Origin of the sequence: Actinoplanes philippinensis, assembly GCF_900113015.1 — a bacterium.
GTDB classification, from domain to species: domain Bacteria; phylum Actinomycetota; class Actinomycetes; order Mycobacteriales; family Micromonosporaceae; genus Actinoplanes; species Actinoplanes philippinensis.
The window spans coordinates 243,488-264,799 of the sequence record NZ_FONV01000006.1; the positions used below are offsets into that span (position 1 = coordinate 243,488).

Sequence of the window (21,312 nt, forward strand, 5' to 3'; positions counted from 1 at the left end):
CGGGCGTCGATCCGCTCGCGGCGCGGTCGATGACGAGTGGGAATCGCACGCTCATTGCGCCGACCCTAACCCGGTCATCGCCGCGAGCGGGTGCCCGGCCACAGCAGCCGGCCGCCCGTGAGCGTGCCGGCGACCTCCGGCACCCGGAGGTGGGCGCGCCCGGCTCTCGAGGTGCCCGGGCTCGTGGAACGACAGGGACGGATCTTGACATCCGTGATCCGAATGATCATTTGCGATCGTTTCTGCTCGTTCGAGCATTGACGTGTCTTGTTGTGAGCGGTTTACTCCCGTAACAGGTTCGTCACTGATCACCTCGGGAGTGGCAGCGTGGGCGCACAGCGCAGGAGACGGTGGATGGCAGGCTGCGCCGCGGTGGCGGTGGCCCTCGCCCCGGGATTCGCGGTGTCCCCGGCGGCGGCCGCCGCGGACACCGTCGACGTGCTCGTCGACGGCGACGACGTCCGGGCCGGCAACGTGCACGGCCTGCCCTACAAGGGCCTCGGCCTGATCAGCGCCAACAGCACCAGCAACCTGCTGATGGACTACAAGGCCGAGCAGCCCGCCCGCTACTGGCAGCTCATCGACGTGCTCTTCGGCGGCGGCCACCCGCTGATCAACCACGTCAAGATCGAGATGGGGTCGGACACCAACAACTCCACCGGCGCCGACGCCGCGACCATGCGCACCGCCACCGAGCTCGCCGACGCCTCCCGCTCCCCCGGCTTCCAGCTCGCCGCCGACGCCAAAACGGTCAATCCCGATCTGAAAGTGTCGATCCTGCGCTGGACCATGCCCTCCTGGGTCCAGACCGCCTGGAACGCCGGCACCGGCCGCGACGAGATGTACCGGTGGTACAAGGAGACGATCCTCGACGCGTACGAGAAGTACGGCTACCTCGTCGACTACGTCAACCCGGACACCAACGAGACGACCAGCCCGGACATCGCGTTCCTCAAGTACTACAAGAACGCCCTGGTCACCGACACCGACTTCGCCGATCCGCGGTACGCGATCCCCGCGTCGGAGCAGGCGGCGGTCGGTACGGCGTACCGCAGGATCAAGATTGTCGCCTCGGACGAGAACCAGACCAAGAACATCGGACCGGCGCTGCTCGACGACCAGTCGCTGTTCGAGATCGTCGACGCGGTCGGGTACCACTACAACACCGACGACCGTTACGACGGCGCTGCCACCAGCAACACCTACGAGCCCTACACCAAGCTGGCGACCGTCCGCGACAAGGAGGTCTGGTACAGCGAGGGCGTCGGCTCGTTCGGGTTCACCGACTACCGGGTCAACAACACCGAGGGCCCGGGCGGCGCGAGCACCGGCATCGGCGGCCTGCAGAGCGCTCTGGATCTCGCCAACCGCAGCGTCAAGGGCTACTACCGGTCCAAACGCACCCACTACCTGTTCCAGCCGGCGATCGGCTCGTTCTACGAGGGTGCCCAGTACAGCCACAAGGAGCTGCTCAGCGCCCGCGACCCCTGGTCGGGCAGCATCCACTACGACGCGGCGATCTACGTGATGCAGCACTTCACCCGGTTCGCCACCACCGGCTGGGAGAACGACACCAACACCGCCGGCATCTGGCGCACCGTGCCGGAGGCCAGCTACAGCGGGGTCAGCGGCACCGAGAACCTGGACGGCTCCAACGGCGCGCCCAGCTATCTGACCCTCGCCGATCCACAGCGACGGGACTTCTCCACGATCGCCGTCAACGACAGCGATCAGATCAAGATGTACAGAATCAATGTTGACAACATGGATCTCGGTGACGATCCGGTCGTCAACGTGTGGGAGACGCGGGCCGCTCACTACATGCGCCGCACCGCCACCCTGCGGCCCGACGGCGATGGTTACTACACCTACCCGGTGCAGCCGCGCTCGATCGTCACCTTCACCACCGTCGACACCAGCGCCGGCGAGCCGCTGCCGCCGCCGCTGCCGCGCACGGTCCTGGACACCGACGCGACCGGCAAGAACCACGACACCGGCGACACGATCCTGTACGCCGACGACTTCGCCTACGCCGAGGAAGGTGACGTCCGCGTCGGCGACACCACCCGGCCGTACCTGGCCTCACGCGGCGGTGAACCCCGCTACCTGGTCGACCAGACCGGCGCCTGGCAGGTCGGCGACCACATGCTGTACCAGCTGATGGACCAGTCGATGAAGGACACCGCCGCCTGGAACCGCACCACCCCCAACACGCTGGTCGGCGACTTCCGCTGGCACAACTACACCGCGAGCGTCGACGTGTCGTTCCCCGACCCGGCGGGCGGCTCCGCCGGGATCGGCGTGCGCCAGCAGACCGGCATGACCGCCGACAGCGCCGCCTACCAGCTGCGCATCACCCGCGCCGGCGCCTGGACCTTCGCCCGGCACGGCGCCACCATCGCCACCGGCGCCCGCCCCGCCGCCGGCGGCTACACCCTCGCGCTGCAGGCCAAGGGCGCCACCGTCACCGCCTTCGTCGACGGCGCCGCGGTCCACACCTTCACCGACCCCACCCCGGAACTGGCCGGGCGGGTCAACCTGTCCAGCGACTTCTACCGCACCGGCTTCGACAACCTCAAGATCGAGAAGATCAAGGGCTTCGCGCCGTACGCCGTATCGCTGGTCGACAACATGGACAGCGCCGTCGGCTACACGGGCACGTGGAGTCACCGGGCGGCCTCCGGTGACGCGATGGACTGGCACCGCACGACCTCAACCAGCAGCACCGCCGGGTCCACGGTCACCGTCGGGTTCAACGGCACCGGCCTCGACCTGATCGGCGGCAACACCGGCGCCGCCACCCTCGACGTCACCGTCGACGGGCTGCCTCTCGCCGCCGGCGCCCCCACCGGCAGCACCGGCAAACGCCAGTCGACGTACACCCTGCGCGGTCTCGCCGACGGCCCGCACACCGCAACCGTCACGCTCAGGTCGGGCACGCTGGTCCTCGACGCGGTCACCGCGATCTCCGGCGACGTCGACGGGCCGGTCGACACCACCCCGATCCGGCAGGCCCTGACGGCGGCCGGCAGCCCGGCGCCCGGCGACTGGTCACCAGCGACGTGGGCGGTGTTCGCCGCCACCCGCGACCAGGCCGACGCCGCCCTGGCCGGCCTGCCCGGCCTGGACACCATCGGTGTCGCGCAGATCGCGGCCCGCCTCACCGCCGCAGCGGACGGCCTGCGGCCGGCCGACGTCACCGACACCCGCCGCGACCTGGGCCTGGCCGGGGCCGTACGGACCAGCGGCGACCTGCCGGCCACAGTGGTCATCGACGGCCGCCCGCACGAGGTCACCTGGACCGCCGCCAGCCGCGCCACCGCCCGCACCGCCTACACCACGCTCACCGTCGAAGGGTGGACCAACGACGCCTACGCCGACGGCAAGCGGCAGGCGTTCACCGCCGCCTACGAGACCGTCCCGCCGTCGCTGATCTACTACATCGACGCGGGCCTCGCCGCCGGGCAGAGCTCCCCGCAGTACCAGGCCGTCGCCGGGCTCGTGGTCAACACCACCGCCGACCAGGTGTCGGCCGCCGCCGACCAGTGGGGCTACGTCAACGACGGGATCACCGTCAAGGGCGGCACCGACCCGGCCGACAAGTTCTCCACCGGGAACTGGGCCGGCAGCAACAAGACCATCCGCTACCGGCTGCCGCTGGATCCCGGACAGTACGTGCTGACCGCCGGGTTCACCGAGTGGTGGGGCCAGACCCGGCCGATGTCGCAGACCGTCACGGTCGGCGCGGCCACGGTCACCGGCACCCCGATCAGCCTCAACGCCACCACCACCCGCGCCACCGGCGCCGTGGCCTTCACCGTCACCACCCCCACGGTGATCACCTACACCGTCGCCAGGACCGGCTCGCAGGACCCGGTGATCAGCTGGCTCGCCGTGCACCGCACCACCCCCGACGCCCCGGCCCGGGTCACCGCGGTCGCCGGCGACACCACCGCCCAGGTGAGCTGGGACGCCCCGGGCTCCGACGGCGGCTCGCCGATCACCGGTTACACCGTGACCGCCACGCCGGACGGGCGCGGATGCACGGCCACGGGCGCCGGTGGTTGCCGCGTCACCGGACTCGACAACGGCACGGCGTACACCTTCACCGTCGTCGCCCACACCGCCGCCGGCACGTCGCCGGCCTCCGCACCGTCCGCACCGGTCACACCGTTCTGGCTGCCCACCGCCGCCACCGTTACCGGGCCCGCCGAGGTCACCCCCGGCCGGCAGGTCACCCTGAACGCCGCGATCACCCCCGGGCAGGCCGTCCAGGACGTCACCTGGCAGTCCTCCGACCCGTCGGTCGCCACCGTCTCGGCCGGCGGTGTCGTGACCGGCGCCGGTTACGGCACGGCGCTGATCACGGCCACGTCGGTCGCGGCGCCGCGAATCACGGCCACCCACCGGGTCACCGTCGTCCCGGCGGACTGGTCGGCGGCCACCGTCTACCCCACCGGCGCCCTCGTCCGCCACGACGGCCACACCTACCAGGCACAGTGGTGGTCTCTCGGGCAGACGCCCGGCGCCTCGACGTGGGGCGCGTGGGCACAGGCCGGCACACCGGTCAGCTGCGGCGACACCACCGCCCTCACGTGGACCCCGTCGTGGATCTACACCGGCGGCGAGGTCGCGCACCACGACGGCCACCGGTGGCGGGCCGCGTGGTGGACCCGCAACCAGGAGCCCGGCGACCCGTACGGCCCGTGGCGCGACCAGGGCGCCTGTTGAGACGGCTCCACCGGATCACCTGACAGCCGGTGATCGTACGACGACGGGTGCGTCACCACGACGGTGACGCACACCACCTCGCAGCGCCCCTTCACCGCGGCTTCACATCACACCCACCAGGATCGCGCGGTGCGTTACGCGAAGATTGTTCAGGTGATGACGGCCGCGGCGACGGTCGTGGCGCTGGCCGCCTGCACCGCGAACCCGGCCCCCGTGACCAGCGCGTCACCCGCGGCGCCGTCCGGGACGCCCGCGGCCTCACCGGCGCCGGCCGGCCCCGACCCCGCCGCCGCACTGTCCGCCCGGCGCGCCCGCTACGGCATCCCCGACTTCGCGCCCGCCCCGCCCCCGCAGCCGATCGCCCTGCCCGGCGGCGACGCTGTCGAATACCTGCACCGCATCCCCACCGACCAGAAGGTCGCGTTCCTCACCATCGACGACGGCTACCTCAAACTCCCCGAAGGCCAGGAGCTGGTCGCCGCCGCCGGCGTGCCGGTCACCCTGTTCCTCACCACCGACGCCGTCCGCGACGACCCCGGCTACTTCCGGCCGATGATCGACGCCGGCGCGGTCGTCGAGGCACACACCGTCACCCACACCGGCTTGCGCGGCAAGTCCTACGAATTCCAGAAACGCGAGATCTGCGACTCCGCCGACGAACTCGCCACCTGGTTCGTACGCCGCCCCACCCTGTTCCGGCCGCCCTACGGCGAGAAGGACGCCACCACCCTGCGCGCCGCCAAGGACTGCGGCATGACCGCCGCGTTCATGTGGACCGAGACCGTGCACAAGGGCAAGGTCCGCTACCAGGTCGGCAAGCCGGTCAAACCAGGCGACATCCTCCTGATGCACTTCCGTGAGGCGTTCCGCGACGACTTCGTCGGCGCCCTCAAGGCCATCCACAAAGCCGGCCTCACCCCCGCCCTGCTGGAGGACTACATGCCCGCGGCCGGGCAGCCGCCCGCCTCGGCCGGCCCGCCCAGCGCCGGCCCACGGCCGTAGCACGCCGGCCACCACCGCAAGCCGGACGACCCGGATGAGCAACTACGATGGAACCGTGTTCCGCGAAGACCACCGCACCGAACGCGAGCAGGAACTCGACGCCCGCGAGCAGGCGCTCGATGCCCGCGAGCAGGCACTCGACGACCGGGAGCGCCGACTCACCCGCCTCGAAGAGGAACTCACCATCCTGCGCGAAGCCGTGGAACAACGGGCCCGGCTGTTCGCCGAACGAGAGGTCGCCGCCGAACACCGCGAACGCCTCGCCGACGAACGCGACACCATCGCCAACATCCGCGAGGCCCACGCCACCGCACGCGAACACGACCTCGACGAACGCCACACCCGCAGCACCAACGGCACCGACCCGCGCCCGGACCCGATGAGACAGGTCCAAGGCGCCTTCGCCCGCGAGGTGTCGCGCCTCGACCGCAGCGACGCGTTCCTCGAACGCTCCCGGGCCGCCGTCCAGCGCGCCCAGGCACGCCTCGACGAACTGCGCGCCGGCCGCGAATCCCACAACGGCCCCGACACGCAATAACCCCGTCGACCTGGTTTCAGCCTCCCGCCCTCAGGGGGAAAGAGGGCACGGCACCCGGTGGAAGCGCTCCCACGAGCGTTCACCACCGCACCCCGGACCAGGAACCGACCGCAAGGAGCACCCCCATGACCGTCATCGCCGAGACCACCACCAGCGCGACCACCGACCAGGCCGGCGAGCTGATCACCACGATGGCGGCACTCCCCGCCGGCCACCCCTCACGCCCCGCCCTCCGCGACCGGACCATCGAAGCCTGGCTGCCACTGGCACGACACCTGTCGAACCGCTACGCCAACCGCGGCGAACCCCGCGACGACCTCTACCAGGTCGCCGTCATCGGCCTGATCAAAGCCATCGATCGCTACGACGCCAGCCGCGGCATCGACTTCCCCGGATTCGCCGTCCCCACCATCGTCGGCGAACTCAAACGACACTTCCGCGACCGGACCTGGTCGGTACGCGTACCCCGCCGCCTGCAAGAACTGCGACTCGCCATCACCGACGCCAACAGCACCCTCAGCCACCGCCTCGGCCGCTCCCCCACCGTCACCGACATCGCCGCCCACCTCGACATCACCGAGGACGAGGTGATCGAAGGCCTCGAAGGCGCCCGCGCCTACACCTCCACCAGCCTGTCCACCCCGGTCAGCGACACCGGCACCGAACTCGCCGAAACCCTCGGCAGCCCCGACGACGGCTACGAATTCGCCGAACTCCGCGCCGCCTTAGGCCCCGCCCTCGCCACCCTCGACGACCGCGAACGCACCATCGTCACCCTGCGCTTCCACGGCAACCTCACCCAGCAGCAGATCGCCGAACGCATCGGCGTCTCCCAGATGCACATCTCCCGGCTGCTCACCCGGGCCCTCACCAAACTGCGCCGCCACCTCGGCGCCCCCGACCTCTGAACGCCTCCGCACGAGTCAGACGCCGCCGGACGCGGAGGAGACTCCCAGCCTCACCCGCGCCGGACCATCCGCAACCGGATGATCGTGAAACCCCCATCGGTGAGCGACGTGACCTCATCACACAACCGCTCCACGATCGCCAGCCCACGCCCCCGCTCAGCGGTCGGCTCCGGCATGACCGCACCCAGCCGCCGCTGCGGACCACCGTCGATCACATCGCAATACAGCGACGACCCGTCCCCCCAGATACGCAACCGGCCACCCGCACGAGTGTGCTGCAGAGTATTGGTGACCAGCTCACTGACCGCGATGGTCAGCCCGTCCACCTGATCCGCGGCCAACCCATACGCCCTCGCCCTCGCCCGCGCCAGCGCCCGAACCCCCGGCAGATCCCCCGCATCGCCGTAGGCGACCGTCGCGACACCATCCGTCGCCTGCTCAGAAGGCCCGCTCATACCGCATCCGAGCACGGCGCCACAACCGAACCGACCGAAGCGGGCGGCTGCAACAACCGCAGAATGCCGGTCATCCGCAACACCGACGCCACCGAGCCCACCGCACCGACCACATACACGTTCCCCGACCGCCGCCGCGCCGCCCGATGAGCCGTCACCAGCGCGTGCAACCCACTGGAATCAAGAAACTCCACCGCCGCCAGATCCACCACCACCAGCGGCGACGCATCCGCCGCCCCGGTCAGCGCAACCGTCAGCTCCTCACGATGACGCAGATCGCAGACACCGGCCACATGAACCACCACCCGGCCCGGCTCCGGCGCGACACGTACCTGAAAGTCCGACATGACAGGCCGCGGAACCCTCCAGGAGACAGAGACCGGCACGACACAGCCCGATCCACGTGAGGCCCGCCGAGCGTACTACGGCCCCGGCCGAACCGCCGGACCCGGGACCGGCCCCACCCCACCGGCGGCATCCACCGGCACGAACCGGATACACATCACCGCCGTGTCATCGGTGAGCGCCCCCGCACCGACCATGTGCCCCATCAGACGATCACACAACCCCTGCGCGTCCGCCGGACCACACCGCCCCGCCTCCTCGGCCAGCCGCCGCATCGCATCACCGACAGCCTCACCCCGACGCTCCACCAGACCGTCGGTGTACCACACCAGAACAGCCGGCTCCGCCACCACCACCTCACCCTGACACCACCGGCTCTCACCCACCCCCAACGGCATCGACCGCCCCTCCCACAGGAAGCGGGCACCACCGGCGGTGACCAGCAACGGCGGCGGATGACCCGCACACGCATACCGCAACACACCCGTGGCCGGCTGATAGTCACCGAACCCGACAGTCGTCATCATCGAATCGGCGATCAACGCGCTCGCCCCGTCCAACCGCTCCAACACCCGCGCCGGCCCGTCGGCGTCCTGCGCCACGATCCGCAACGCCGACTGCAACCGTGCCATCGCCGCCGCGGCCGTCACCTGATGACCCACCACATCACCCACCGCGAACCCCGCACGACCACCCGGCAGCGCGAACATGTCATACCAGTCACCGCCCACCTGATGCCCCACATCAGCGGGCCGATAACCGGCGCCGAAACTCACCCCCGGCAACCCGTCCGCAACCGGCGGCAACAGCGCCCGCTGCAACTGCTGAGCCGCATCCCGCTCCTGCTCGTACGCCCGCGCCCGCCGCAACGCCTGCCCACACAACGTCGCCAGCGCCGCAGCCGTCGCCAGCACGTCATCCTCGACCCGGCCCGGCGACTCGAAACTGAACGCCAACGACCCCAGCGTCTCCCCACCGTCCCGGATCGGCATGCACACACTGCTGGAAATACCCGACAACCGATAATGCTCAGCCAACGCCGGGTATGCCCCCACCAGCTCCTCCTGCGACTGGAACACCACCGGCCGCCCCGACCGCACCGCATCCGTGTGCGGCGTCGCCGCCCCCAACGGCACCCGCCGATACCGCCGCACCAGATCCACCGGCAGATCCGACGACGCCCACACCAGAATCTCCGCACCGTCCGGCGACACCACAGCGGCACTGCCGTGATCGGCCAGCAACCCGATCCCGTCCCGCACCACCGCCTCGGCGATCGCCTCCGACGTCACCGCCCTCGACAGATCCCGCGTCAACACCTGCAACGCATGCAGCCGCAACCGCGCCCGCCGCTCCACCGTCGTGTCCGACCGCGCCCGATCCCGCTCGGCCACCCCCAGCGACAACCCCCACGCACCGAGGACCATCGTCGCCAGAAACGCCTGCAACGTCAGCGCCCGCCACTGATCCTGCGTGTCCAGCGCCGCCCACGGCCCATGCCCGGTATTGGTCATCAGGTTCGCCACCACGGTCGTCACCGCACCGGCGGTCAGCGTCACCGCGAACGGCTGCGTGAACGCCAACCCGAACAACACCACCAGCGGCAGATAGAACACCGGCCGCTCCTGAGGCCAGAACCCGGCCCCCGTCACGGCGACCGCCAGACCCACGACCGCCACCGACCGCCGCACCGGCGGGCGACCGTCACCCAGCCACCACGCCAGCACACACCCGCCGACCACCAGCACACCGGTCGCGTCCCCGGTCCAGAACGACACGAACGACGGCCACCACGACCTGCCCATGTTCACCGCGATCGAGGTGGCACCGACCACCGCGCCGGCCAGCGGGCCACCCACGACACAGCACAGCAGGAAAGCCAGCACATGACGACGCCGCAGCAGATCCACCCGGCCCGGCACGACCCGCCGCAACAACACCGCGCCCACCACCGGCTCCACCGTGTTGGCCAGCGCAAACCCGCACGCCCATCGCACCGGCATCCCGTGCGACACGTCCACCGCGAGCTCGGCCCCGGCCACCACCAGCAGAATCCACGGCCACCGCCGCAACGGATTGAGCACCAGAGCCGCCAGCGTGACACCCGCCGGCAGGAACAACACCACCATCGACGGCGCACCGAAACCCACGAAAGCCAGCGACGCGCCTGCCACATACGCGACCGCCACCGCGACAAGCACCGGCACCAACCGCCAGGACCGCACCGCAGCGGACACCGATACCCCACCTCGCCGACGCCGCCGGTAGACGAACACCCACGCTACACCCGGGTGAACCCCGCTTCGCGATCACCTCCGCGGGGTACGACAGCCGTACCCACCACCGCCAACGAGGAGAACACGTGCCCCGGACCGTCGTGCTGCTGACCGTCTACCGCCCCCAGCCCGAACTGATCGACCTGGCCGCACACCTACGCTCCGACATGCCCGCCGGCACCCGCCTCGTCGTGGTCGACGACGGCAACGACACCACCGGCCAGAAGACCTTCACCGCCGTACGCGACCTCGGCGCCACCGTCCTGCGGCACCCCGCCAACCTCGGCAAGGGCGCCGCCCTGAAAACCGGATTCGCCCACATCCGCGCCACCCACCCGGACGCCGACGTGGTCTGCGCCGACGCCGACGGCCAGCACCACACCACCGACATCCGCCGCGTCGCCGACCGCATCCGGCCCGGCCACATCGTCCTCGGCGTCCGAAAGCTCGACCGGATGCCCGCCGCCAGCCGCCTCGGCAACACCGTCACCGGCGCACTCTTCCGCGCCGCCACCGGCTACCCGGTCGACGACACCCAGACCGGACTGCGCGGCTTCTCCGCCGGACTGCTCGACTGGCTGTGCACCGTGCCCGGCGACGGCTTCGACTACGAGATGAACACCCTGCTCGACGCCGCCTCGACCGGCCGCCCCATCACCACCGTCGACATCGCCACCCGCTACCTCGACGGCAACAGCGCCTCCAACTTCAGCGGCGTCACCGACTCGATGCGCGTGTACCGCCCACTGCTGCGATACACCGCCGCGTCACTGACCGGCCAGATCCGCCGGCGGCGCACCCCCACGGCCGGGCCGGCCCCGCACTGACCCGGGCCGGTCAGCCGGCGAGCAGGACGTCGATCTGGCCGATCGCCGCCGACGCGCCCTCCACCACACCCATGTCCAGCACCTGCTGCAACGCCTCCGCCGACGCGTACGCGCTCACATACGTCGCCCGCGTGCCACCGTCGTGCTCGGCGAACGTGTAGACACAGCGCGACACCGGCAGACCCGGCAGCGGATTGAAGTCGGCATCGGCGAACCCGTCCTCGAACGTGAACGACCGCGGCTCGTCCACCTCGCCGACCACCCAGTAACCGGCGTGCTTCTCCCCCGTCGGGCTGGTCATGTAATACGTCATCCGCCCACCGGGCGTCAGGTCGTGATCGACGACGGTGGCGGGGTAGGTCGGCGGACCCCACACCTTCTCCAGCTGGCGCGGGTCCGCATACACCTGCCAGACCCGCTCCACCGGCGCCGCGAAGTCCGCGGTGATCGTCAAGGTCAGAGCGTCGAGGTCGTGCTGGACATCGGTCACAGGCATGGGTCAGTCCTCCTGGTCGGAGTCGGAGTCGGGATCGGAGGAGAGCAGCAGATCGATGCGGGCGATCCGGCCGCGCCAGATCTGTTCGAGCTCGGTGAGCATGGACGCCACCGACCGCACCGCCGCCACGTCGCCGCTGGCCAGCTGCTCGCGGCCACTGCGCCGCTTGATCAGCAGACCGGCCCTCTCCAGCACGGCGACGTGTTTCTGCACCGCCGCGAAGGACATGTCGTACTTCGCGGCGAGCGCCGAGACCGAGTGCTCCCCGGCCAGCACACGGCGCAGGATGTCGCGTCGGGTGCGGTCGGCGAGCGCGTGGAACAGGGCGTCCGCCCGGTCGGCATCCTCGGTCACCACCTCATCGTACAACCAATCGGTTGTAGGTTGTCAAGGAGGCGCGGACGGCGCGTGAAATCATGATCGGCATGACACCCGAGGAACACGCCGCCCGCGCTGCCGAACTCGTCGCCGAAGCCGAGCGCCTCTACCAGATCTGCCTGGTCGACTACGAGACCAACGTCAACGAGGACGACCACTCCGAGGAGCCGTACGTGCCGGCCGCCGACCTCGCGATGCTGACCGCGACCGCCCAGCTCGCCCAGGCCCACGCCGCGCTCGCTCAGCTGAAGCCGTAGCAGTCGTCTGCTGCTGGTGCAGCCGTCACACGCTCTATGGCATCCTAGGAGGCTGGGCTGACTTCCTCCCGCCGGATGTGGAATCATCCGAAGTCGATACGCCAAACGGGGAGATTTCATGACCAAGCTCAGCCGACGCAGCATGCTGGCCGCCGTGAGCGCAGCCGCGATTCCGCCGGTCGTCGCCGCCGGGGCCCGCCCGGCGCTCGCCGCCGACGACGTCTATCCGTCGAACACGGCGCTCTACGCCGACCCGGCCCGTACCGAGGGCGTCCACTACGCGCGTCGTTTCCGCCGGCACGCCGCGTTCGACGACAGTGATGCCCCCGGCGACAGCTTCCCCGACACCGCCGTCATCGCGCTGCACGGCGGCGGCATCGAGCCCGGCACGTCCGAGCTGTGCCTGGCCGTGGCGGGCTATCACCCGGCCGGCGGCGCCACCGGCGGCCCGGTCCACGACTACTGGATGTTCGAGGGCCTGCTGTCGGCGGGCAACGGCGACCTGCACGTCACCTCCTCGCACTGCGACGACCCGGTGGCGCTGGCGACGGTCGCGGGAAGCCGCCGTGCGGTGTCGCTGCACGGCTGCTCCACCGACGCCGCGGGGCTGCCCAGCGGCACGGCGGCAGTGCTGGTCGGCGGGCGCGACACCACCCTCAAGACGGCGCTGCTGCGGGCCTACGCGGCCGCCGGCGTCCCGGCGATCGACGCGGCCGGGGTGCCCGACCTCAACGGCGACGACCCGGCCAACATCGTCAACCGCACCCTGCGGGGCGCCGGCGCGCAGCTGGAGCTGACCACCCCGCTACGCACCCAGATGTTCGGGGTGAACACGCGGGCCGGCCGCAAGTCCTCGACACTGCCGCCGTTCTGGACGTTCACCGACGCCACCCGCCAGGCGCTGGCCGCCTGACCGCAGCCGCCGGGCCGGCCACCCGAGCCCTCTCAACGGGCGGCCGGCAAACACCGATGCAACCATCGGGCCGGTCGTCAGAGCCCTCCCACCGGGCGGCCGGCAAACACCGATGCGACCGTCGGGCCGGTCGTCAGGGCTGTCCCGGCGGGCGCGCGACAGCCCTGACGATCAGCCGGGCAGTGACCGCCGCCCCGGGCGCCGACTCCGCTTTCCGGAGATGGTTGTCGGCTGTTCGGCCAGCGAAAACGCGCCGTGTGCCTACCGGTGGCGGTGGCCGCACGAGAGGATGCTGAGCTGGTCCGCCCCGAATCCCCGTGCGGGGCGGACACCCCCTCCCCCGCCAGGCAGTGTCAGTTCCCGCCGTCCTGTGGTCGGGCGGTGAGCGTCAGAGACGAGAGTCACGCCGGGTCCGGACCTCCCCCGCGTACGTCGGGAACACCCGGCTCGACGTGCTCGCCGCCAACCCGCTGGGCCGGGCCCTGTTCGCGCAGCTCTTCGACGGCCCGCACCAGCCGGTCGACCAGGCCCGGTTCCGCGCCCCGGCGGCCCGCGAGTTCTTTCCCGAGTGGACGCGGACGGCGCACGACGCGGTCGCACCGACAAGGGCCACGAGCCCGGCGATGAGAATCTGTCCGCCCTGGCCGGTGAGCTTCTCACGGCGAGTGGGACGTTCCGCTCGCTCCGGCAGGCGTACGACCTACGCCATCGCGGGCCGTACCGCCATGTTGGTCATGGACGTCCAGCCCGCCGTCGTCGCCCGCTATCCGGACCCCGGCCATCAGTCGCGTCTGGCCGCCGTCGACGCCGCCCGCACCGCCGCGCTGCCGATGATCTTCGTCGGGTGGGGTTCCGCGCAGGCGCCCCCGAGGTCAACCCCGGCAACCGCATGTTCGGCGGCCTGGCCGGCGACCCGGCACCGAGTTGCGTCCCGCGGTGTCGCCGCTGCCCGGCGAGCCGGTCGTCGTCAAGCGCCGGGTGTCCGTGTTCGCCGGCAGCGACCTGGACATGCTGCTGCGCGCCCAGCGCATCGGCCACCCGGTCCTGACCGGCATCGCCACCGGCGGCGTGGTGCTGTCCACCGAGCGCCGGGCCGCCGACCTCGACCACCGCCTGACCGTCCTGTCCGCCGGCTGTCCGGACGACGATCCGGCGGTGCACGAGGTGCTCACCACCAAGGTCTTCCCCGCCCAGGCCGAGATCCGCACCGTCGCCGGCCGGCTCGCGGGGTGGCAGCGGGTCACGCGATGCTCGACACCCGCCGCGGCTGGCGGTCGGTGAGCGGCCAGGAGCGACGCGACGCCGGGGGCACGCCGAGCGTGTCGAGCCGGTGCAGGATCACCCCCTCCCGCAGCGCCCACGGGCAGATCTGCAGCTCACCGATCTCCAGAGCCCGCATCGCGGCCCCGGCCACCAGCGCGCCCGCCACCAGCTGATGGGCGCGGCCGGGGCTCACCCCGTCCAGCGCGGCCAGACCGGCCGACGGCATCCGGCTGATGAAGGCGAACACCTGGCGCAGCCCGGGCTCGGTGAGCACCCGCCGGACGCGCGGCCCGTCACCGGACGGGGCCGCGCCGGCGAGCCGGGCCAGGGAACGGAAGGTCTTGGAGGTGCCGACGGCGAGGTCGGACGGCCCCGCCTGCCGCAGCCGCGCGGCGATCGGGGCGAGCGTCGCGTCCAGGTCGGCGGCCAGGGCCTCGACGTCACGCCGGGCGGGCGGGTCGCCGGTCAGCCGCTGCCGGGTGAGCCGGCCGGCGCCCAGCGGCACCGACAGCGCCACGTCGGGGTCCTCGTCGCGGCCGGTCGCCAGCTCCAGCGATCCGCCGCCGATGTCGAGGACCAGCAGCCGGCCGGCGGACCAGCCGTACCAGCGGCGCACCGCGAGGAAGGTGTAGCGGGCCTCGTCCTGGCCGGACAACAGTTGCAGGTCCACACCGGTCTCGGCCCGCACCCGGGCCAGCACGGCCGGCGCGTTCTCCGCGTCGCGCAGCGCCGAGGTCGCGAAGGCGAGCAGCTCGTCACAGCCGGCGAGGGCCGCGGTCGCCTTCGCCCGGGCCACGGCACGCACCAGGCGGCTCGTCCCCGTATCGGTCAGCCGGCCCGCTTCGATCTGCTCGGCCAGTCGCAGCTGTGTCTTCTCCGAGCGCATCGGATCGGGGTGGCCTCCCCGGTGCGCGTCGACCACGAGGAGGTGCACGGTGTTCGATCCGACATCCAGCACGCCGAGCCGCATTACCAAACGGTAACTCAGGGAAAACGCGGGCGACCCGGTCGGCGGAGGGGTTCACCGAAAGTTCAACAGGGCGGAAAATCGGGTGCGCGGAGTCCACCGACGCGGAAAAGATTCACCGGTGACGGTGCTTGAGGACGGGTTGATCGCGCTCCGCCGGGAGATCCACCGGCATCCGGAGCTGGCCGGCGAGGAGCGGCGGACGGCCGGGCTGGTCGCCGAGCAGCTACGGGCGGCGGGTCTGGAGGTCACCACCGGGGTCGGCGGCCACGGGGTCCTCGCGGTGCTCGACGGCTCCGCGGACGGCCCGACGGTGATGTACCGGGCCGACATGGACGCCGTCGACGTGCGCTACAACTCGCTGGACTTCCCCCGGACGTCGCCGGTCTTCGACGAGGGGTTCGCCTCGCTCGTCCCCGACGTCGCGCACCTGTGCGGCCACGACCTGCACACCGCGATCGGGGTCGGCGTCGCCCGCGCCCTGGCACGCGACTCCGGGCGGGTACGAGGCCGGCTGGCGTTCGTCTTCCAGCCGGCCGAGGAGCCGCTGCAGGGCGCGCGGGCGATGCTGGCGACCGGGCTGGTGCAGAAGCTCGCGCCGCGGGAGAGCTATGCGCTGCACTGTGCGCCGTTCCCGGCCGGGACCGTCACGGTGTCGCCGGGCCACGGCCTGCCCGGCGTCGACAACATCCGGATCATGCTGCCCGGCGGCGACGCGGCGGCCGGCGCCGTCGTGTCCGAGGTGGCGCGGCTCGGCACCGTCGCCTTCCCGCAGAGCGTCGCCGATTACCACGCCCGCTTCCGCGCCGTGCTGGACCCGCGGGCCGCCGCCACGATCCAGGAGTCGGTGAGCGTCGCCCAGTGGACCGAGCAGACACCCGAAGGGCGCCCGGTCGTCAGCGTCATGCTGAAGGTCTGGCCGCAGGAGCGGTTCCCCGAGCTGCGCGCGCGAATCGAGGCGATCGCGGCGCGGGCGGGCGGCCACGTCGAGTACCCGTACGGTGACGCGTTCCCCGCCATGGTGAACTCGGTGGACCTCAGCACCGCGGCCGGGCGGCATCTGAGCGCGGAGTTCGGGCCGGAGTCCGTGCTCTGGGGCCGGGCGTCCTGGCCGCACAACTGCGAGGACTTCGCCCTGTTCCTCAGGGAGGCGCCGGGCGCGATGTTCTATCTGGGCGTCGCCGACGCGGAGACGGGGATGAACGGCGCACCGCACACTCGCGACTTCGCCGCCGACGAACGGGCGATCGGTCACGGCGTACGCGCCATGGCCGCCCTGCTGACCCACCGGCTCCACCAGGCCGGCGCGTCGCCCGCGACCTCGCCGTGAGCGACAGTGGCCGCCCGCCCGGGAGAGCGACACCCGCGTGTCGAAAAACGGACTAAAACTGACAGTAGCGCATCCTTCGGTACGTGTTGACAACGCAAGAGAATCCGGATCCGCCCACCAACGCGATCCAGAGGAACCAGCTGCGCGTCGCCCGATGGGCCACGCTCCTGGCCGTGCCCGGGGTGCTGATCGCCGGCATCACCTACTACGAGCAGCACTCCAAGGACCTCGAGCAGGACGCCGACCGGGTCGTCTACTGGGAGGACGGCCCCTATGTGGACAAGGCCGACCCGAACAAGCACGTGACCCGGATCACGGTACGCAACACGTCGTCGCAGCCGGTGACCGATGTGGTCCTGCAGGCGATCGGGGACGACACCGCGTACCGGCCGCAGGTCGTCGTCGCGACCGTCCCGCCGTGCCGGGAGATGGTTATCTGGGTGCAACGCGACACCCTCCAGGAGGCCTGGCGGCGGATGGGCAAGCCGATCGCCCTCGCCGACGTGCCGCTCTGGCGTACCGCCCGGATGGACTTCACCGTCGGCGGGGAGAGCTGGGAGCGCACCAGGGCCGGCCTGGCCCCGCGCCCGGCCCGCCCGTACGACACGTGGCCCCCGCAGGGACTCACCGCCGCCCGGATCGTCAAAAACCCGGAGGCGACGGCGATCCCGTGCGGCAACGCCTGACCCCGGGCGCCCGGCTACGATCTGCGCCGTGAGCAACCCGATCGGACCCCTGCGCTGGTACGCCGTCCTCGCCGTCCTGTTCTTCGGCATCCTGCCGGCCGTGCTGGTGGCCCTGCTGGTGGCCGGCGGCAACACGCCGTGGCAGGTCGGGCTGCTGCTGGTCGGCGGGGTCCCGCTGGTGCTGTGCGCGATCATCCTGGTGGTCCGCGGCTTCCGCGCCGCCGAGCCGGAGCTCGCCGAGGCCCTGCTCAAGCGGGGCATGGCGTTCGTCGCCGGCGCCGACGTGCTGATGCTCGGCGGCAACGCGCTGATCCGGATGGCCACCGGGGCCTGACCACCGAATAGCAACGCCACTGCCCTCACCAACCACTGCCGTCGGCGTGACGTACGCCGATCAGTAGGCCATTCCACTTTCGTGAGAAGGGCCTACACCGACAATGCGCAGCACTCGTTTGCGCGCTGCCGTCCTGGCGTGCGCGCTCTCCCTCGGCGTGGCCGTCCCGACGGCTCCGGCCACCGCCGACCAGGTGACCGGGGTGTCCTCCGCCGCCCTGCCGACCCTGGCCGCCCGGATGGCGTCGGTGCGCGCGGCGAAGAGCCTCAACTACTACCCGTCGAACGCCGCCTGGTCGTCGATGTGGACCGCCTTCGACGCCCCGCGCATCGAGGCGGATCTCGCCAAGGCCGCCGCGCTGGGCGCGGACAACGTGCGGGTCATCGTCTTCCCGCAGGCTTTCGGCTACCCCAAACCCCTCAGTGGGTACGCCGAGCGCCTGAGCACCTTCATCGGCATCGCCGCGAAGAACCGGATGACCGTCAAGCTCACCCTGTTCGACTGGTGGGACGGCTACACCGAGACCGGCCGCAGCATCAACTGGGCCAAGGGCATCCTCGCGCCGTACGCCAACGATCCCCGCGTGATCGCCGTCGAGCTGAAGAACGAGTTCCAGCCGGACAACGCCGCCGCCGTGGCCTGGGTGCGCAAGGTGATCCCGGCGGTCCGCGCGGTCGCCCCGGCGATGCCGCTGACCCTCTCGGTCGACGGCCAGACCGGCGCCCCCGGCCTCGCGAAGATCAAGAAGGCGCTGGCCGGCACCCCGCTCGACTACTACGACTTCCACTTCTACGGCAGCTCGGAACGGTCGCTCGCGGAGATCCGCAAGGCGCAGGCCGCGGTGGCGCCGTCCCCGATCGTCATCGGCGAGACCGGGCTGAGCAGCGTCTCCGACAGCGAGGGCGAGCAGGCCGCGTTCCTGGCCCGGGTGTTCCGGGCGGCCCGGGAGGCCGGGGTCGGCTCGGTGTCGCCGTGGACGTTCACCGACTTCCTGCCCGGCGCGATCCCCAACCACTCGGCGGTGTCGGAGAAGCCCGCCCAGTACCGGTTCGGCCTGCACCACACCGACGGCAGCCCGAAGGCGGCGGCCGCCGTGGTCAAGGACGCCTGGACCACCGGCGCCACCCCGAACAGCGTGCTCAACCTGAGCTTCGAGGCGACCGCGGAGGACTCGCCCTGGCGGTCCAACCTGCCGAAGGCCGGCATCGCCAAGGTCGCCACCGGCACCGCCCGCACCGGCCGGGCCGCGGCCCGGTTCAGCGGCACCACCCGCACCTCGGCGGGCCTGCCGTCGCTGGTCACCTCGCCGATCACCCCGGTGCAGCCGGGCCACCGCTGGCGGGCCGAGGCGTACGCCAAGGGCGCCGCCGCCACCGGCATCACCGAGATCACCCTCAGCTGGTTCGACGGCAACGGCCGATGGCTCAGCCAGCACAACTCCAACCGGCTGCCGCACGGCACCACGAACTGGACGAAACTGGCCGTCGAGGCGACCGCCCCGCCCGGCGCCGCCGGTGTCCAGCTGCACCTGAAGTCCGGCGACAACAGCGGCACCGTCTGGTTCGACGACGTCGCGATGTCCTGACTCACCACCCGGAAGGTCCGCAGGGCCGGATCGGCGGCCGGGCCGCGCCGGCGGCCGCGGGACCTGGCCGTCAGGTGGCGAGCGTCCGCAGCAGCGCGATCAGCGCCGGCACCGCCGGATGGGTCGGTGGCTCCCGCCACGCCACGTACAGGCGCAGCGGCGGGGCATCGGTCAGCGGGACGTAGGCGACGGCCGGATGCGGATACATGGCGGCGGTCGCGACGCTCGTCACCCCGACGGCCCGGCCCGCGCTGATCGCGGCCAGCCAGTCGTCGGTGTTCGCCACCTCGACCGTCACCGCCGGGGCGGCGTCGGACGGCCACAGATCCAGAGTGGTCGTGCCGGTCACCGTGTTGATCGCGATCGGACGGCCGGCCAGGTCGGCGAGGCTCAGCCGCGGACGGCGGGCCAGTTCACCGTCCGCCGGAACCGCCGCCAGCCTCGCCTCGGTCAGAAGACATTCCGTGCGTACCCTCGGAATCTCTCCCGGATCCCGCAACACGGCCGCATCGGTCCGGTCATCGGTGAGCCCCGCCGTGCGATCGTCGATGCGCAGCAGCCGCAACGGAACGTCCGGATACGCCTCGTCCCACGCCCGCAGCAGCGGGCCGGTGTGCTCGCCCAGCGCCGACCAGGCGTGGCCGAGCCGCAGCGGCCAGGTGCCCGCCCGCGCCGGATCCAGCACGTCGTCGACGGCGGCCACCGCGGCCGCCGCCCGCTCCCGCAACGCCGTCCCCGCCGCGGTCAGCTCCAGATGATGGGTGGACCGGTCGGCGAGGGTGACCCCGAGATGCGCCTCCAACTGTTGCAGGGTGCGCGACAGCGCGGGCTGGGTGACGTGCAGCCGAGCCGCCGCCCGGGTGACGCTGCCCTCCGCGGCGATCGCCAGGAACACCCGTAGGTGCCGCAGGTCCACGGTCATGACCCCAGAGCATAACCCCAGATCAAAACAGCATTTCCGGTACGGACGACGCGCTCGATAGCGTCCCGGTGTGAATCTCGCAGGAACCGGCCTCGTCCTCGGAGCGGCCCTGTCGGTGCAGTTCGGCTCGGCCGTCGCGACACTGCTGTTCCCCCGGGCCGGCGCCGCCGGAATCGTCGCCCTGCGCCTGGCCCTCGCCGCGATCGTGCTGCTGGCGGTGTGCCGCCCCCGGCTCCGGGGCCTCCGGCGCGGCGACTGGCTGGTGGCGGCCGGCTTCGGGGTGGCCATGGCCGGCATGAACGGCCTGTTCTACCAGGCCATCGACCGGATCCCGCTGGGCCCCGCGGTCACCCTGGAGGTGCTGGGCCCGCTCACCCTGGCCGTCGTCACCGCCCGCCGCCGCTCCGGCTGGCTGTGGGCCGGACTCGCCCTGACCGGCGTGCTCCTGCTCGGCTACCAGGGCTTCGACAGCCTCACCGCGGCCGGCACGGCCTTCGCCCTCGGCGCCGGCGCGATGTGGGCGGCGTACATCGTCTTCAGCGCCCGCGCAGGCCGCCGTTTCCCCAAGGCGGACGGGCTGGCCCTGGCCCTGGCGGCAGGCGCCCTGCTGACCCTCCCGTTCGGCATCGCCGACGCCGGAGCCGCCCTGCTGAACCCGGCAACCCTCGCCCTGGGCGCCGTGGTGGCCCTGCTGTCGTCGGTCCTGCCGTACACGATGGAGCTGCTGGCCCTCCGCCGCCTCCCCACATCGACGTTCGCCGTCCTGATGAGCCTGGGCCCGGCGATTGCGGCGCTCGCCGGTTTCCTGATCCTCGACCAGCGCCTCTCCCCACCGGAACTCCTCGCCGTAGCGTTGGTCGTCGCGGCCAGCGCCGGCGCCGTCCGTACCCCGCCCCCACCCGTCACCGCCTCGTCCGCGCCTCCACCCGTCACCGCGGCCACCCGCTTTCGCTGATTCGGGCGCGCCGATGCCTCGACCCGAAGGCAGCCACGCCCGAACCGCCTACCGATCGGTGGCCCAGAGTTCTGCCCGCGTGCCGCAGCCGAAGGCACGCTCCCGAAACAATGCCGAGCCGTCCGCGCCTCAGATGTGCCGTGC

The 21,312-nt window shown here is 71.7% G+C and carries 19 protein-coding genes and 2 pseudogenes; 14 read left to right on the forward strand and 7 right to left on the reverse strand.

Annotated features, from left to right (window positions below; all coding sequences use genetic code 11):
* The first annotated feature begins 354 nt into the window (after positions 1–354).
* The 4 genes from BM290_RS17395 to BM290_RS17410 all read left to right on the forward strand — a co-directional run bounded on the left by BM290_RS17395 (position 355) and on the right by BM290_RS17410 (position 7,179).
* The gene (locus BM290_RS17395) at positions 355–4,731 is read left to right on the forward strand and encodes a fibronectin type III domain-containing protein (RefSeq protein ID WP_093615210.1); all 4,377 of its coding nucleotides are present in this window, start codon (positions 355–357) and stop codon (positions 4,729–4,731) included.
* 129 nt (positions 4,732–4,860) lie between these two features.
* Positions 4,861–5,733 (forward strand): polysaccharide deacetylase family protein, encoded by an 873-nt coding sequence (locus BM290_RS17400; protein WP_239143449.1) that lies wholly within the window; start codon positions 4,861–4,863, stop codon positions 5,731–5,733.
* 55 nt (positions 5,734–5,788) lie between these two features.
* Entirely contained in the window at positions 5,789–6,271 is a 483-nt protein-coding gene (locus BM290_RS17405; RefSeq protein WP_143133801.1) for a hypothetical protein, read from the forward strand.
* Positions 6,272–6,396: 125 nt separating this feature from the next.
* Complete coding sequence (locus BM290_RS17410) at positions 6,397–7,179, forward strand: RNA polymerase sigma factor SigF (RefSeq protein WP_093615216.1); 783 nt, start codon at positions 6,397–6,399, stop codon at positions 7,177–7,179.
* Positions 7,180–7,229: 50 nt separating this feature from the next.
* Here BM290_RS17410 and BM290_RS17415 read toward each other — a convergent pair whose 3' ends face one another.
* The 3 genes from BM290_RS17415 to BM290_RS17425 form a co-directional block, all read right to left on the reverse strand.
* Positions 7,230–7,634 (reverse strand): ATP-binding protein, encoded by a 405-nt coding sequence (locus tag BM290_RS17415; protein ID WP_093615218.1) that lies wholly within the window; start codon positions 7,632–7,634, stop codon positions 7,230–7,232.
* Entirely contained in the window at positions 7,631–7,981 is a 351-nt protein-coding gene (locus BM290_RS17420; protein ID WP_093615220.1) for an STAS domain-containing protein, read from the reverse strand. Before BM290_RS17420 ends, BM290_RS17415 begins: the two co-directional genes overlap by 4 nt.
* 75 nt (positions 7,982–8,056) lie before the next feature.
* Positions 8,057–10,216 carry a SpoIIE family protein phosphatase gene (locus BM290_RS17425; RefSeq protein WP_177319764.1) on the reverse strand — a complete coding sequence of 720 codons (2,160 nt, stop codon included), beginning with the start codon at positions 10,214–10,216 and terminating at the stop codon, positions 8,057–8,059.
* A gap of 125 nt (positions 10,217–10,341) precedes the next feature.
* Between BM290_RS17425 and BM290_RS17430 the strand changes: the two genes are divergently transcribed.
* Positions 10,342–11,082: a glycosyltransferase family 2 protein gene (locus BM290_RS17430; protein WP_093615224.1), complete on the forward strand. Its 741-nt coding sequence runs from the start codon at positions 10,342–10,344 to the stop codon at positions 11,080–11,082.
* Between the two features lie 10 nt (positions 11,083–11,092).
* On the opposite strand, the gene BM290_RS17435 is transcribed toward BM290_RS17430, so the two are convergent.
* Entirely contained in the window at positions 11,093–11,578 is a 486-nt protein-coding gene (locus BM290_RS17435) for an SRPBCC family protein (RefSeq protein WP_093615226.1), read from the reverse strand.
* A 3-nt stretch (positions 11,579–11,581) separates the two neighbouring features.
* Positions 11,582–11,932, reverse strand: a complete 351-nt coding sequence (locus tag BM290_RS17440) for an ArsR/SmtB family transcription factor (RefSeq protein ID WP_239143450.1) — start codon at positions 11,930–11,932, stop codon at positions 11,582–11,584.
* A 71-nt stretch (positions 11,933–12,003) separates the two neighbouring features.
* Between BM290_RS17440 and BM290_RS17445 the strand changes: the two genes are divergently transcribed.
* From BM290_RS17445 to BM290_RS49155, 4 genes and pseudogenes are all read left to right on the forward strand, one after another.
* Positions 12,004–12,213: a hypothetical protein gene (locus tag BM290_RS17445; RefSeq protein WP_239143451.1), complete on the forward strand. Its 210-nt coding sequence runs from the start codon at positions 12,004–12,006 to the stop codon at positions 12,211–12,213.
* A gap of 118 nt (positions 12,214–12,331) precedes the next feature.
* Positions 12,332–13,126 (forward strand): poly-gamma-glutamate hydrolase family protein, encoded by a 795-nt coding sequence (locus BM290_RS17450; protein ID WP_203779211.1) that lies wholly within the window; start codon positions 12,332–12,334, stop codon positions 13,124–13,126.
* Between the two features lie 350 nt (positions 13,127–13,476).
* A pseudogene (locus tag BM290_RS51070) lies at positions 13,477–13,731 on the forward strand (MmyB family transcriptional regulator); the annotation flags it as partial.
* Between the two features lie 313 nt (positions 13,732–14,044).
* Positions 14,045–14,407, forward strand: a pseudogene (locus BM290_RS49155) (cysteine hydrolase family protein); the annotation flags it as partial.
* Here BM290_RS49155 and BM290_RS17460 read toward each other — a convergent pair.
* The gene (locus BM290_RS17460; protein ID WP_093615230.1) at positions 14,367–15,359 is read right to left on the reverse strand and encodes a Ppx/GppA family phosphatase; all 993 of its coding nucleotides are present in this window, start codon (positions 15,357–15,359) and stop codon (positions 14,367–14,369) included. The pseudogene BM290_RS49155 and the gene BM290_RS17460 sit on opposite strands and share 41 nt — an antisense overlap.
* Before the next feature lie 118 nt (positions 15,360–15,477).
* Between BM290_RS17460 and BM290_RS17465 the strand changes: the two genes are divergently transcribed.
* From BM290_RS17465 to BM290_RS17480, 4 genes are all read left to right on the forward strand, one after another.
* Positions 15,478–16,686 carry a M20 metallopeptidase family protein gene (locus tag BM290_RS17465; protein ID WP_093615232.1) on the forward strand — a complete coding sequence of 403 codons (1,209 nt, stop codon included), beginning with the start codon at positions 15,478–15,480 and terminating at the stop codon, positions 16,684–16,686.
* A gap of 83 nt (positions 16,687–16,769) precedes the next feature.
* Entirely contained in the window at positions 16,770–17,372 is a 603-nt protein-coding gene (locus BM290_RS17470) for a hypothetical protein (RefSeq protein ID WP_143133803.1), read from the forward strand.
* A 28-nt stretch (positions 17,373–17,400) separates the two neighbouring features.
* Positions 17,401–17,706 carry a hypothetical protein gene (locus BM290_RS17475; RefSeq protein ID WP_093615236.1) on the forward strand — a complete coding sequence of 102 codons (306 nt, stop codon included), beginning with the start codon at positions 17,401–17,403 and terminating at the stop codon, positions 17,704–17,706.
* A 103-nt stretch (positions 17,707–17,809) separates the two neighbouring features.
* On the forward strand, positions 17,810–19,291 hold the full coding sequence (locus BM290_RS17480; RefSeq protein ID WP_093615238.1) for a glycoside hydrolase 5 family protein: 1,482 nt from the start codon (positions 17,810–17,812) through the stop codon (positions 19,289–19,291).
* A 70-nt stretch (positions 19,292–19,361) separates the two neighbouring features.
* On the opposite strand, the gene BM290_RS17485 is transcribed toward BM290_RS17480, so the two are convergent.
* Positions 19,362–20,213: a LysR family transcriptional regulator gene (locus BM290_RS17485; protein ID WP_093615240.1), complete on the reverse strand. Its 852-nt coding sequence runs from the start codon at positions 20,211–20,213 to the stop codon at positions 19,362–19,364.
* A 70-nt stretch (positions 20,214–20,283) separates the two neighbouring features.
* On the opposite strand from BM290_RS17485, the gene BM290_RS17490 reads away from it, so the two are divergent.
* Entirely contained in the window at positions 20,284–21,168 is an 885-nt protein-coding gene (locus BM290_RS17490; protein ID WP_093615242.1) for an EamA family transporter, read from the forward strand.
* The last annotated feature ends 144 nt before the right edge of the window (positions 21,169–21,312 follow it).

Excerpts from the sequence above, each read along its gene's own strand:
- BM290_RS17460 (WP_093615230.1), bottom strand. The coding sequence starts at position 15,359 with ATGCGGCTCGGCGTGCTGGATGTCGGATCGAACACCGTGCACCTCCTC.
- BM290_RS17435 (WP_093615226.1), bottom strand. The coding sequence starts at position 11,578 with ATGCCTGTGACCGATGTCCAGCACGACCTCGACGCTCTGACCTTGACG.
- BM290_RS17420 (WP_093615220.1), bottom strand. The coding sequence starts at position 7,981 with ATGTCGGACTTTCAGGTACGTGTCGCGCCGGAGCCGGGCCGGGTGGTG.
- BM290_RS17480 (WP_093615238.1), top strand. The coding sequence starts at position 17,810 with ATGCGCAGCACTCGTTTGCGCGCTGCCGTCCTGGCGTGCGCGCTCTCC.
- BM290_RS17410 (WP_093615216.1), top strand. The coding sequence starts at position 6,397 with ATGACCGTCATCGCCGAGACCACCACCAGCGCGACCACCGACCAGGCC.
- BM290_RS17415 (WP_093615218.1), bottom strand. The coding sequence starts at position 7,634 with ATGAGCGGGCCTTCTGAGCAGGCGACGGATGGTGTCGCGACGGTCGCC.
- BM290_RS17485 (WP_093615240.1), bottom strand. The coding sequence starts at position 20,213 with ATGACCGTGGACCTGCGGCACCTACGGGTGTTCCTGGCGATCGCCGCG.
- BM290_RS17395 (WP_093615210.1), top strand. The coding sequence starts at position 355 with ATGGCAGGCTGCGCCGCGGTGGCGGTGGCCCTCGCCCCGGGATTCGCG.
- BM290_RS17445 (WP_239143451.1), top strand. The coding sequence starts at position 12,004 with ATGACACCCGAGGAACACGCCGCCCGCGCTGCCGAACTCGTCGCCGAA.
- BM290_RS17450 (WP_203779211.1), top strand. The coding sequence starts at position 12,332 with ATGACCAAGCTCAGCCGACGCAGCATGCTGGCCGCCGTGAGCGCAGCC.